Origin of the sequence: Streptomyces sp. NPDC085866 (assembly GCF_044541035.1) — a bacterium.
GTDB lineage: Bacteria > Actinomycetota > Actinomycetes > Streptomycetales > Streptomycetaceae > Streptomyces.
On the sequence record NZ_JBITSQ010000015.1, the window covers coordinates 215,222 to 227,438 of the forward strand.

General features: G+C 69.4%; 14 protein-coding genes. 7 read left to right on the top strand and 7 right to left on the bottom strand.

Annotation, left to right across the window (positions count from 1 at the left end):
- Positions 1–58 precede the first annotated feature (58 nt).
- A complete protein-coding gene (locus ACIF83_RS34040; protein WP_386576660.1) occupies positions 59–616 on the top strand; it encodes a TetR/AcrR family transcriptional regulator in 558 nt (185 codons plus the stop codon).
- 244 nt (positions 617–860) lie between these two features.
- On the opposite strand, the gene ACIF83_RS34045 is transcribed toward ACIF83_RS34040, so the two are convergent.
- On the bottom strand, positions 861–1,424 hold the full coding sequence (locus ACIF83_RS34045; RefSeq protein WP_393480336.1) for a murein hydrolase activator EnvC family protein: 564 nt from the start codon (positions 1,422–1,424) through the stop codon (positions 861–863).
- A gap of 271 nt (positions 1,425–1,695) precedes the next feature.
- Here ACIF83_RS34045 and rpsB point away from each other — a divergent pair, with 271 nt between their 5' ends.
- From rpsB to ACIF83_RS34075, 6 genes are all read left to right on the top strand, one after another.
- Positions 1,696–2,601 (top strand): 30S ribosomal protein S2, encoded by a 906-nt coding sequence (gene rpsB / locus ACIF83_RS34050; RefSeq protein WP_399732663.1) that lies wholly within the window; start codon positions 1,696–1,698, stop codon positions 2,599–2,601.
- Between the two features lie 175 nt (positions 2,602–2,776).
- Complete coding sequence (tsf, locus tag ACIF83_RS34055; RefSeq protein ID WP_145883419.1) at positions 2,777–3,613, top strand: translation elongation factor Ts; 837 nt, start codon at positions 2,777–2,779, stop codon at positions 3,611–3,613.
- A 203-nt stretch (positions 3,614–3,816) separates the two neighbouring features.
- Positions 3,817–4,575: a UMP kinase gene (gene pyrH, locus ACIF83_RS34060; RefSeq protein ID WP_393480330.1), complete on the top strand. Its 759-nt coding sequence runs from the start codon at positions 3,817–3,819 to the stop codon at positions 4,573–4,575.
- A 184-nt stretch (positions 4,576–4,759) separates the two neighbouring features.
- Complete coding sequence (gene frr, locus ACIF83_RS34065; RefSeq protein ID WP_097257182.1) at positions 4,760–5,317, top strand: ribosome recycling factor; 558 nt, start codon at positions 4,760–4,762, stop codon at positions 5,315–5,317.
- A complete protein-coding gene (locus ACIF83_RS34070; protein WP_393480327.1) occupies positions 5,317–6,480 on the top strand; it encodes a phosphatidate cytidylyltransferase in 1,164 nt (387 codons plus the stop codon). The genes frr and ACIF83_RS34070 overlap by 1 nt, the downstream gene beginning before the upstream one ends.
- Positions 6,481–6,657: 177 nt before the next feature.
- Positions 6,658–7,104: an SRPBCC family protein gene (locus tag ACIF83_RS34075; RefSeq protein WP_399732668.1), complete on the top strand. Its 447-nt coding sequence runs from the start codon at positions 6,658–6,660 to the stop codon at positions 7,102–7,104.
- On the opposite strand, the gene ACIF83_RS34080 is transcribed toward ACIF83_RS34075, so the two are convergent.
- The 6 genes from ACIF83_RS34080 to ACIF83_RS34105 all read right to left on the bottom strand — a co-directional run bounded on the left by ACIF83_RS34080 (position 7,101) and on the right by ACIF83_RS34105 (position 11,922).
- Entirely contained in the window at positions 7,101–7,886 is a 786-nt protein-coding gene (locus tag ACIF83_RS34080) for an SMI1/KNR4 family protein (protein WP_399732671.1), read from the bottom strand. The two genes, ACIF83_RS34075 and ACIF83_RS34080, sit on opposite strands and share 4 nt — an antisense overlap.
- Positions 7,883–8,212 (bottom strand): deoxyxylulose-5-phosphate synthase, encoded by a 330-nt coding sequence (locus ACIF83_RS34085; RefSeq protein ID WP_399732674.1) that lies wholly within the window; start codon positions 8,210–8,212, stop codon positions 7,883–7,885. Before ACIF83_RS34085 ends, ACIF83_RS34080 begins: the two co-directional genes overlap by 4 nt.
- Positions 8,213–8,612: 400 nt before the next feature.
- The gene (locus ACIF83_RS34090) at positions 8,613–9,077 is read right to left on the bottom strand and encodes a hypothetical protein (RefSeq protein WP_393480317.1); all 465 of its coding nucleotides are present in this window, start codon (positions 9,075–9,077) and stop codon (positions 8,613–8,615) included.
- Between the two features lie 730 nt (positions 9,078–9,807).
- The gene (locus tag ACIF83_RS34095) at positions 9,808–10,554 is read right to left on the bottom strand and encodes a hypothetical protein (RefSeq protein WP_399732677.1); all 747 of its coding nucleotides are present in this window, start codon (positions 10,552–10,554) and stop codon (positions 9,808–9,810) included.
- Positions 10,555–10,804: 250 nt separating this feature from the next.
- On the bottom strand, positions 10,805–11,182 hold the full coding sequence (locus tag ACIF83_RS34100) for a hypothetical protein (RefSeq protein WP_399732680.1): 378 nt from the start codon (positions 11,180–11,182) through the stop codon (positions 10,805–10,807).
- Between the two features lie 299 nt (positions 11,183–11,481).
- Positions 11,482–11,922 carry a VOC family protein gene (locus ACIF83_RS34105; RefSeq protein WP_393480310.1) on the bottom strand — a complete coding sequence of 147 codons (441 nt, stop codon included), beginning with the start codon at positions 11,920–11,922 and terminating at the stop codon, positions 11,482–11,484.
- Positions 11,923–12,217: the final 295 nt, after the last annotated feature.

Genomic DNA, 12,217 nt, shown 5'->3' on the forward strand with positions numbered 1-12,217 from the left:
CCTTCCGGGGTGGGGTGTCCGTAAAGTGGTTGACGTGCCAAGGATTCGAGCGGCCTCCGTGGCCGAGCACCGGTCGATGCAGCGAGCCGCCCTGCTGGACGCGGCTCGGTCCCTGCTGTCCGAGGGCGGGACGGAGGCGCTGACCTTCCCGGCCCTCGCCGAGCGGACGGGGCTGGCGCGGTCGTCCGTGTACGAGTACTTCCGCTCGCGGGCCGCCGTGGTCGAGGAGCTGTGCGAGGTCGACTTCCCCGTGTGGGCGGCGGAGGTCGCGGCGGCGATGGAGCGGGCGTCGTCGGCCGAGGACAAGGTCGAGGCGTATGTGCGGCAGCAGCTCGCGCTGGTCGGGGACCGGCGGCACCGGGCTGTGGTGGCGATCTCGGCGAGTGAGCTGGATGCGGGGGCACGGGAGAAGATCCGGGCCGCGCACGGCGGGCTGGTCGCGATGGTCGTCGAGGCGTTGGGGGAGATGGGGCACGGGCAGCCTCGACTGGCGGCGATGCTGCTGCAGGGGGTCGTGGACGCGGCCGTGCGGCGGATCGAGCTCGGCGCCGCCGAGGATCCCTCCGTGGTGACGGACGCTGCGGTGGCCATGGCGCTGCGGGGTGTGAAGGGCTGAGGTCCGCTGTCGCCGGCCGGGGGTGGGTTTCGCTTGCCCGCGCCGGCGGAGTGCCGCCGCGCCCACCTTCCTCCAAGCTCTCGGCTTCGCTCGAGCAGAGGCTCCCCGTCCCCCAGCGGCACGACTGCCCGCAGTTACGGACGGTGCGTGAGCGGCCGAGCAGTGCTGCAACTCCCCAGGGACGCGGGACTGTATCGATATGCGGCTCCGCCGCGTGGGCGCGACCTGCCCTCACGGCCCACGGCTACGCAGGCACTCCCAGCACCGGCAGCAGCCTCGACGGCCCCCTGTGCAGAAGCCAAGGCGGCAGCAAGGACAACGGGTCCAGGTACGTCTCGTCTCTCAGCAGGCCCCAGTGCACGCACGTACCCGAGCAGTGCGACCCCGTTGCCTCGACCGTGCCCACCACCTCGGCCGCGCCCACCGTGTCCCCCCTACGCACCGAGGGGCTGACCGGCTCGTACGTCGTGCGTAGGTTCGTGCCCGTCAGTTGGACGGACACCACGCCACGCCCGGCCACGCGGCCGGCGAAGGTCACCCGGCCGGGCGCCACCGCTCGTACCGGGGCGCCGGGGGATGCGGCCAGGTCCACGCCCCGGTGGCCGGGGCCGTAGACCGTCGCCGGGGGCTGCCAGCCCCGTAGCACCAGTGGGCGTACGCCCACCGGCCACGCGCGGGCGATGGCCGGAACCCGCTCCTCCCGGGCAGGTGGGGGCAGGGAGGCCCAGGCCGGGGGAGCCGGCGCCGTCGCCGCCGAGGCCAGCAGCAATCCCGCCCACACGCCCATGCATCGCATCACTCGTCGCATGTGAAGACCCTCCCGCACCCCCTCCGATCATGGCCTGGATCTGTGGACTACTCCTCGGTTGTGGACAGCCGCGTCACCCGGTGCCCCCACGGTCCCGTACACTTCTTCTGGCGATCCGGGTCACCGGGTCGACTTCGCACGCCCCGACATCTGGTGATCACAAGCCGGTGTCAGCGCTCCTCGGTCCTTTGTGGCACGGCGCAGGTGGGCGTCAGGCGCGGGAGCCGTCCGGCATCCGCGGCACAACCGAGAACTTCAAGGAGATACGGCCATGGCCGTCGTCACGATGCGGGAGCTGCTGGAGAGCGGCGTCCACTTCGGTCACCAGACCCGTCGCTGGAACCCGAAGATGAAGCGCTTCATCTTCACCGAGCGCAACGGCATCTACATCATCGACCTGCTCCAGTCGCTGTCGTACATCGACCGCGCCTACGAGTTCGTCAAGGAGACCGTCGCCCACGGCGGCACGGTCATGTTCGTCGGCACGAAGAAGCAGGCGCAGGAGGCCATCGCCGAGCAGGCCACCCGCGTCGGCATGCCCTACGTCAACCAGCGCTGGCTGGGCGGCATGCTCACCAACTTCTCGACCGTCTACAAGCGTCTGCAGCGCCTCAAGGAGCTCGAGCAGATCGACTTCGAGGACGTCGCCGCCTCCGGTCTGACCAAGAAGGAGCTTCTCGTGCTCTCGCGCGAGAAGGCCAAGCTGGAGAAGACCCTCGGTGGTATCCGCGAGATGCAGAAGGTGCCCAGCGCCGTCTGGATCGTGGACACCAAGAAGGAGCACATCGCCGTTGGTGAGGCCCGGAAGCTGAACATTCCGGTCGTCGCGATCCTCGACACCAACTGCGACCCCGACGAGGTCGACTACAAGATCCCGGGCAACGACGACGCGATCCGCTCCGTCACCCTGCTCACCCGTGTGATCGCCGACGCCGTCGCCGAGGGCCTCATCGCCCGTTCCGGCGTCGCCACCGGTGACAAGGGCGAGAAGGCCGCGGGCGAGCCGCTCGCCGAGTGGGAGCGCGACCTGCTCGAGGGTGAGAAGAAGGACGAGGCGCCGGCTGCCGAGGCCGCTCCGGCCGCCGAGGCTCCGGCCGCCGAGGCTCCGGCCGCCGAGGCTCCGGCCGCCGAGGCCGCTCCGGTCGAGGAGAAGGCCGCCGAGGGCGAGCAGGCCTGACGTCAGCGTTGACGGCGGGGGCGGTACGGCATCGAGAAGCGCCTCCGGCGCGGTGAAGTCCGCCCCCGCTGTTCACCTGTAGGTCGGCGCGCAGTTCGCGATCCGCGTTCACATGTGGACCGCAGACCGTACCGATCTCCGATCTTCCAAGACTTCGAGAAAGACTCACAGACTCATGGCGAACTACACCGCCGCCGACGTCAAGAAGCTCCGTGAGCTCACCGGCGCCGGCATGATGGACTGCAAGAAGGCGCTGGACGAGGCCGAGGGCAACGTCGAGAAGGCCGTCGAGGCGCTGCGCATCAAGGGCCAGAAGGGCGTCGCCAAGCGCGAGGGCCGCTCCGCCGAGAACGGCGCCGTGGTCTCCATCATCGCCGACGACAACTCCTCCGGCGTCCTCGTCGAGCTGAAGTGCGAGACGGACTTCGTCGCCAAGGGCGACAAGTTCCAGGCCGTCGCCACGGCGATCGCCGAGCACGTCGCCAAGACCTCCCCGGCCGACCTCGAGGCCCTGCTCGCCTCCGAGATCGAGGCCGGCAAGACCGTCCAGGCGTTCGTGGACGAGGCCAACGCCAACCTCGGCGAGAAGATCGTCCTGGACCGCTTCGCGCAGTTCGCCGACGGCTTCGTGCTCGCCTACATGCACCGCACCATGCCCGACCTGCCCCCGCAGATCGGTGTCCTGGTCGAGCTGGACAAGCCGAACGCCGAGGTCGCCAAGGGCATCGCCCAGCACATCGCCGCCTTCGCGCCGAAGTACCTCTCCAAGGACGACGTCCCGGCCGAGGTCGTCGAGTCCGAGCGCCGCGTCGCCGAGGAGACCACCCGCGCCGAGGGCAAGCCCGAGGCCGCCCTGCCGAAGATCGTCGAGGGTCGCCTCAACGGCTTCTTCAAGGACGCCACGCTGCTGGGCCAGCCGTACGCGCTGGACAACAAGAAGTCGGTCCAGAAGGTGCTGGACGAGGCCGGTGTCACCCTGAAGCGCTTCACGCGCATCAAGGTCGGCATCTGAGTCCGTACCGCGATCGGCGCGCGACCCGAGGAGAATTCTCGATAGGGTCGACAGCAGTCGTCCGCGCACACCGCCACACCCAGGCACGTGGCGGACGGCAGCAGATCTGACGAGGAGGCCATTGCCGCGCATGGGAGCGAAAAGCGACCCCACCGGCAATGGCCTTCTTCGTATGTGCAACACGTGAAAGAGGCGGGATCTCCATGACCACCAAGGCCCAGAAGAGCGACGACGGCAAAGTACGCGGCCGGTTTCTGCTGAAGCTGTCCGGAGAGGCCTTCTCCGGTGGCGGGGGCCTGGGCGTGGACCCGGACGTAGTGCACAAGATCGCCCGTGAGATCGCCGCCGTCGTCCGGGACGGCGCCGAGATCGCGGTCGTCATCGGCGGCGGCAACTTCTTCCGGGGCGCCGAACTGCAGCAGCGCGGCATGGACCGCGCCCGTTCCGACTACATGGGCATGCTCGGCACCGTGATGAACTGCCTCGCCCTCCAGGACTTCCTGGAGAAGGAGGGCATCGACAGCCGGGTGCAGACCGCCATCACGATGGGCCAGGTCGCCGAGCCGTACATCCCGCTGCGCGCCGTGCGCCACCTGGAGAAGGGCCGCGTGGTCATCTTCGGCGCCGGTATGGGCATGCCGTACTTCTCCACCGACACCACCGCCGCCCAGCGTGCCCTGGAGATCGACGCCGAGGCGCTGCTCATGGGCAAGAACGGTGTGGACGGGGTCTACGACTCCGACCCCAAGACCAACCCCGACGCCGTCAAGTTCGACGCCCTCGGCTACGGCGAGGTCATCACCCGCGACCTCAAGGTCGCCGACGCCACCGCCATCACGCTGTGCCGCGACAACAAGCTGCCGATCCTCGTGTTCGAGCTGCTCGCGGAGGGCAATATCGCGCGGGCCGTCAAGGGTGAGAAGATCGGCACGCTGGTGGGTGAGCAGGGCAGCCGGGCCTGACCGGCATACCCCCGTCACCCGGGGTACGACACCTGTCCGGGGGACGGACGGGACGCACCCTGGCCGGGGGATGGACAATGTCCTGCCGGTCGGGAACCGTGCAGGAAGAAGACGCGACGCAGCCGGCCGCCGCCCCGAAGAGGAACCGCAGCCGGGCCTTACTCAAGACACGCAGGAGCAAGTGGTGATCGAAGAGACCCTCCTCGAGGCCGAGGAGAAGATGGAGAAGGCCGTCGTGGTCGCCAAGGAGGACTTCGCCGCGATCCGCACGGGCCGTGCGCACCCGGCGATGTTCAACAAGATCGTGGCCGACTACTACGGCGCGCTGACGCCGATCAACCAGCTGGCCTCGTTCTCCGTGCCGGAGCCGCGCATGGCGGTCGTGACCCCGTTCGACAAGAGCGCCCTGCGCAACATCGAGCAGGCGATCCGTGACTCCGACCTGGGCGTCAACCCGAGCAACGACGGCAACATCATCCGTGTGGTGTTCCCGGAGCTCACCGAGGAGCGCCGCCGCGACTACATCAAGGTCGCCAAGGCCAAGGCCGAGGACTCCCGGGTCTCCATCCGCTCCGTGCGCCGCAAGGCCAAGGACGCCCTCGACAAGGCGGTCAAGGACGGCGACATCGGCGAGGACGAGGGCCGCCGTGCGGAGAAGGAGCTGGACGACACCACCCACAAGTACGTGGCTCAGGTGGACGAGCTCCTGAAGCACAAGGAAGCGGAGCTGCTCGAAGTCTGATGAGCGACTCTTCCTGGGGGGCACCGCCGACGGCGGGGCAGGCCGGGTACTGGGGGCCCACCGAGGGTGGGCCTGTCCAGGGGGCTGCCCCGGCGGGTCCCGCGTACGATGCGCCTGAGGCGCAGCACACTCGCCCCATGCCCATCGTGCCCGACGTACCCGCGTATGGCGGAGACCAGGACGACGACCGAGGGGCCGCTCGCCTGAACGGCCCCTCGTTCCGAGACGAGACGTTCCAAGACAGCGCGTTTCAAGGCAACACGTTCCACGGCAACACGTTCGAACACGACACGCAGAATCCGGAGCCCATGCCCGACGCCCCGCAGCCGGCGCCCGCGCCGCAGAAGAAGAGCGCGGGCCGTGACCTGAGCGCGGCCATAGGGGTCGGCGTCGGGCTCGGTGTGGTGATCATCGCGTCCTTGTTCATCTACAAGGCCGTGTTCGTCGGTGTGGTCGCGGTCGCCGTGGTCGTGGGTCTGTGGGAGCTGACCAGCAGGCTGCAGGAGCGCAAGGCGATCAAGGCGCCGCTCGTGCCGCTCGCGCTCGGCGGTGCGGCGATGGTGGTCGCCGGGTATGTGCGGGGTGCCGAGGGCGCCTGGGTCGCCATGGCTCTGACGGCGCTGGCCGTCCTGGTCTGGCGTATGACCGAGCCGCCGGAGGGCTATCTCAAGGACGTCACGGCCGGCGTCTTCGCCGCGTTCTACGTGCCGTTCCTGGCGACCTTCGTCGCCATGATGCTCACCGCCGACGACGGCTCCTGGCGGGTTCTGACCTTCCTGCTCCTGACGGTCGTCAGCGACACCGGCGCGTACGCGGTCGGCTGGCGCTTCGGCAAGCACAGGCTCGCCCCGCGCATCAGCCCCGGCAAGACCCGTGAGGGCCTGCTCGGCGCGGTGCTGTTCGCCATGGTCGCGGGCGCGCTGTGCATGCAGTTCCTGATCGACGGCGGCAGCTGGTGGCAGGGCCTGCTGCTGGGCCTCGCGGTCGCGGCCAGCGCCACCCTGGGCGACCTCGGCGAGTCCATGATCAAGCGTGACCTGGGCATCAAGGACATGGGCACCTTGCTCCCCGGGCACGGCGGCATCATGGACCGCCTGGACTCCCTGCTGCCGACCGCTCCGGTGGTGTGGCTGCTGATGGTGGTGTTCGTCGGCTCCGCGTGAGTCCTGCTCGCCATGGCTTCCGGGCCTCGTCCTGAACGCAGGACGGGGCCCGTCGTCGTACCCGGCTGCAACGGTCGGAGGAGGGATCGGTCGGCGGGGGATGGCCGTACGCACGCCCGAGTGGGACGATTCCGCATATAAGGGATCGGATGCAAGGGAAAGGGAAAGGAGGGCGTCATGTCCGCCTTCCACGAGGAGATCGACGTCGACCGGAGCCCCGGTGATGTCTGGGCCTACCTCAGCGACCCCTCCCATCTGCCCGAGTGGCAGGCGAGCGCGGTCTCGGTCGAGCAGCTGGACGAGGGTCCGTTCGGTCTCGGCTCCCGCATCCGGGTCACCCGGCACGTCGGCCGCCGGGAGATCCCGATGACCATGGAGGTCACCGAGTTCGAACCGCCGCACACCTGGGGCATGCGCGGCATCGACGGACCCGTCCGGGGCAGCGTCCACGGCGAGGTTGTCCCGCTCGCCGATGACCGTACCCGCGTGACCATGGACCTCGACTTCGAGGGCCGGGGGATCGGCAAGGTCCTGCTGCCCCTGGTCGTGAGGCCGCAGCTGCGCAAGGAGCTCTCGCACAACGAGCGGCTGCTCAAGAAGCGGCTGGAGCACACGGCCGCCTAGGTGTCGTCGGCGCTCCAGTCCGGCAGCGGCAGGCCCTCGGCCGTGGTGATCTCCAGGACCGTGCAGCCCATGAGGCGTACGGCGGCGAAGAGACGGTCGCGGGCCGTCGCAAGGTCTCCGGGCAGGAAGGAGACGCGGATCTGGTGCGGACGCGAGCGGTCGTAGGTGAGGTGCCAGTCCGTGTCGGCGGTCGCGAAGTGGTCCTGGCCGTGTGCACCGTCGTCGGACTGCCACCATCCCCGGTCCGCGGTCGGCGCCAGCACGTCCCGGAGTATCCGCAGCCGTTCGGCGTACGGCCGTGGGCCCTCGGACAGCCGCAGACACCGGTGCAGCCGGGGCCGGAAGGCGTTGAACCAGGGCGCCAGGTCGGGCTCCAAGTCCGGCAGGACGGCGGAGCGCACCCGCCCCGTCACCCACCCCTCGACGAATCCGGCCGCACCCGGCGCGAACTCCTCCCGCCCGATACTCCGGCCCCGCACCACCACCGGCCACTCCTCCGGGTCCCCCTCGGTGCGCCAGCACAGCCGGTCGGCGTCCATCGTGGCGCCCCAGACCAGCAGACCGTCGTGCCGCTCAAGGCGGTTGTACGGGCTCGTGCCGAAGGGTGTGCGCAGGTACAGGTAGTCGCAGAACTCACCCCATCCGTACGTCTCGACCAGCTGCCTGTAGTCACCGGGCAACCGCACCCCGAGCCGTGCCTCCACCTCGGCCCAGTCCCCGCGGGCGTCGACCGGGTCGGCCGGCGGGGACACGGCCCGGACCAGGGCGTCCAGATCCGTCACGGCAGATCGACCCGGCGCAGCGCCGTCGCGGCCGGCTCCCCGGCACGGCGGGCGTACGCCATCCGCTCCCGCACCTCGCGCAGCGTCCGCGGCCGGTAGCCCGGCCCACCGCAGCAGCTCTTGTGGAAACCGACGCCCGCGTTCAACAGCACGGTGAGCGTCCGCCAGGCGGCTCTGTCCCGCTTCGGGGGTGCCGCGAAGGCCGAGCCCGCGTACATCAGCGCACCCGCACAGCGCGGGCAGGTCCGCTCCCGCCACGGGTCGTAGGACTGCTTGTACGACACCCGGCAGGACAGACAGACGTACGAGGTCTTGGCGGCAGGCATGCGGCCAGACTAGGGAGCCCCATGACCCCGGCCAAGCGGGTTTCCGGCACTCGGCCCCGAGGGAGGCCGCGGTCGTCGCCGGAGGGGCACGTCAGTGGTCCGTACGACGCCGGGTGCCTTCCCGCTTGCAGATGACGTTCCACCCCGTCGCGGCCCCCATCACCGAGCCCGTCGCCAAGCTGGGCGGTAATCCTGTGGCTGGGGGCCCTGCCGGCCGCTGCACTTCGGCTGGGCGGCGGCCCGGGGCGGTCGCCGGGCCCCGAGTGAGCCGCTCGGCCAGACGCCGACGGAGCCTGGCGGCCGCGGATGCGTGACGCACTGGATCGCGACGCGCCCCACGGACCGCCAGACCCGGTGACGCTCGGCGGCGCACGTGCAGGCCGCCCTCGATGCCGGGAGGTCAGCCGAAGTGGTACACGGCGACGGTCACGGAACCGCCTTCAGCGCTGATCGTGTACTCGCCGGGGCCCGTGTAGGGCACGCAGCCGTCGGCGAGGATGTCGTCGTCGTTGATGCCGGTGTCGTCCTCTCCCACGAAGGCGCACACCTCCGCGACCGGGTGGGGGACGTACCGGTGCTCGGCGCCACCGAACAGCGGATAGCGGGGCAGGGTGGGGGTGTTGATGTCCCGGTCCGGGTGTTCCCACAGGGCGGTCTGCTGCCCCCACGGCGCCCTGACGTCGACTTCACCGTAGGGCTCGGGCAGATCGTTGTCGTCGCTCTCCCGGGGGTTGGAGAACGTGATCGAGTACGTGATGGGCCCGCCGGGCACATCGGCCTGGGCCGCGCCGGCGCTCACCACGCCGACCAGCATCAGGGCTGTCGAGGCAAGGACCGCCAGTCGGCGCACAGAATTGGGACGCACCCAAATCCCCTTCCACTCTTGGTAGTTGAATGACTACGTTGAGTAGCCTATGGGGGATGCGGAGCCCCTCGACCACCCCCATGGGTAAACCCCCCGCAGGGATGGGACCGAAGCCCACAAGCTCATCGAGCGGGCGTGCACACAGCTCATTCCGTCAGGCGATGCTCCTGTGCGCGGCCTTTCAGGTGGTGCTCGCCCTACAGGAGTGCCCCGCCGCCGGACCGAAGTGCGCGCGGTGACGGGCTGCTCTAGCGTCGTACGGGGGAGGGGAGATGCTGCCGAGCCGAGGGTTGCCGGGGCGGGACCCGATCGCGCACCGCCGCGTCCACTGCTCGGCGCCTTGAATCTGTGAGACCCGACCAACCCCGGAGAGTAGGTGGCACCATGTGCGCGTCGTCCCGCGCAGCCGGTCTCCTCACCGGTCTAGCCCTCGCACTCGGCGTGGTCTTCGCCGCCCCCGCCGCCCATGCGGACATCCCGGCTTGCACAAACCTGGTCCAGGGAGCGGGCATCGAAGTCTCGGATGCCGTCAGAACGGCGTGTACCCAAGGTGTGCACAATGACCTACAGGGCTGCGTGATGGGCCTGACCGAGGCCGGCGTGCCGGGCGGCGCCGCGAACGGTGCCTGCCGGCTGGCGGCCACCCCCCCGTAAAGGCCTCCCGGCCGACGAACGCCACCGCGGCCCAACGACGTCGTGGGTTCAAAACCCCATCACCCCGACGCGGTTTTCAGCTGGAACAGGCGACGACCTGTCCGACGACGGAGAAGCGCTGCTCACACTCCGGGCAGGTCGCCTCGCCGAAGGCATAAGTCAAGGCGCGCGCGACCTCCTCATGGCCGTCGGCCAGGGCAAGGTCGTAGAGGCGCCGGCCGAGACCCTCCAGGGCGCGGGAATCGGCCGGATGGAGAGGGAAGGTCTCGACGTCGTCGGAGAGGGCGTAGTCCTCCGCCGTGCTGAAGAAACCTCGCTCCCCGAAAACCACCCACAGCGGCGCGCACCCGTCGGGATCGGGGCACTCGAGCTCGTATTCCTCGCTGACGACGCCCCAGATCAAGTCCTCCGCCCAGTGGATGTCGCCCTCCAGGTTCAGGACCGCCTCAACCAGATGGCAGTAGTCGGTTCGTTCGGCGGCGACCTCCCGCCACCGGTTTGCGGCGCCCAGTAGGCGTGCGACTTCAGGTGCGTACTGGTGCCGCAGGTTCCGGGTCTCGTATCGCTGGTCGGACTGGACGAGAAGGGCGCCGGCCAGGTGGAGGGCCGAAGCTGCCATGTCGGCTTTGTCGGCCTGCGCCATGTCGGCCAGTGTGCGCAGCACCAGCGGATGGGCGACGTCCGGAGAGCCGTTGTGGTAGAGCTCCGTCCAGAGGTCGCTCCAGGCCTGACTGTCCCGGCCCGTGGCGGCACGTTCCAGCAGGGCCCTCAGGCGGTCGGAGTCGGCGTCGTCTGCGCGGGGAACGGGAGAACTCGTCGTCATCTCCAGTATCCAAGCAGAGGGCCGCAAGCACGCTTTCGCCGATCAGCTGGGCCGTCTCTGGGCCGTCCGAGGCCGCTCGACGGCGGCCAACGGTCGTCGTTGGTCGTGGGCGCGCAGGCCCACCGCTCCTGATCAGGGAAAGCGCACCTCACCAAGATCCCCGACACCCTCGGCCGTCGGTCTGAGCCCCTGCGCGAGTTCGTTCAGCACCACCTCGTGTGCGTACAACACCGGCCACCTCCCGGTGCTTTCAGGCCGACGGTATGCTCACCAGAGCCCCGACGATTCCCCGGGCTGTTCGGTGCGAAGGCTTGAAGCCGGCGGACTGGTCTAGGTGGAACGCGGAACCCGGAGTCGTCGGAGTCCACCCCTCACGCAGGGCAAGCCGAACAGCTGCGGCCACACCGGACGGCCGTACAGGCTCAGCCTCGCGCCCCATCCAGTTGCCCGAATGCGGCTGATCGGTGGTGACCAAGAGCGTCGCTCCCGGGGTGTCCGCATGCTCGACCGCGAACGTGCACGGCGACCAGGCCAAGCCCTGGAAGTAGGTCGGCCTGCCTCGCAGCCGCCAGCGGTAGGCCGTGCCGTCAACGACGATCCGTCGTGCTCCCTTGCGGACCAGCGCCATGGCTCTGGCTCCCCCTTCAACGGCGAAGAAATCGGAGCCTGTTGCTCCCTGACCACGCGATGCTTAGGTATGGCCCCTGAACCTTTGACGTTCGACCCGATCAGCTGGTGGAGCCCTGACCCCGAGAAGGAGGTACGACTAGACGAGGGAAGACTCTCGGGGAATTGGGGCGCGGAGCGGGCAGTAGGGCCGCACTGCGCCAAGCCGGAGAACCCGCAGCTCGAACCCGTGATCGTCCAACCTCGCTCCGAGGTCCATGTCATGGCTTCCGTTCGGCTGCATGGTGGGGTTCCTCCCTCTCAGCGCAGTTGCTCGGCCAGTCCGACGATGATGCCCTCCGGGCCGCGGAGGTAGCAGAGCAGATAGCTGTCCTCGAACCGGGCGATCTCGCCGACGAGTTCGGCGCCGTGAGGGCGCAGGCGGGCAACGGTGTCCTCGATGTCGTCGACGGCGAACATGACGCGGTGCGTGCCCACAATGTTGTGCGGCCGGTTGCGCGGCCCGGCGCTGATCACCGCGGGGCTGCGGTACTTCGCCAGCTCGAGCCGGCTGTGACCGTCTGGGGTCCGGAGCATCGCGATGTCACAGCGGACGCCGTCGAGTCCGGTGCACTGGTCGGCGAAGAGGCCCTCGACCTCCGCCCTGCCCTCCAGCTCCATACCGAGTTCCACGAAGAACGCGATGGCGGCATCCATGTCCTCGACGACGATGCCGACGTTGTCCATACGCTGAATCGCCATGCTGGTTTCTCCCTCTTCCTCGTGCGGCCGGTGGTGGCCGCTGATGTCCCTGGGACGGAGCCGGTGGCACGTTCTCGACATCCGCGGACCGCCGAACTCCGAAAAATCTGGATCGCGCCTCAGGCGAGATTCATCCGCATGTGCCAACCCACCGCCAGCACGATGAGAATGGCTCCCACCAAGGCCCACACCGTGGTTGCTGCGCTGTGCGAGGTACAGATCAGAGCAAGCATGCTCAGCCAGATACCCGGCAGGAGCGGCGGTAGCCAGACGTTGGCGCCGCCCTGTCGAATAC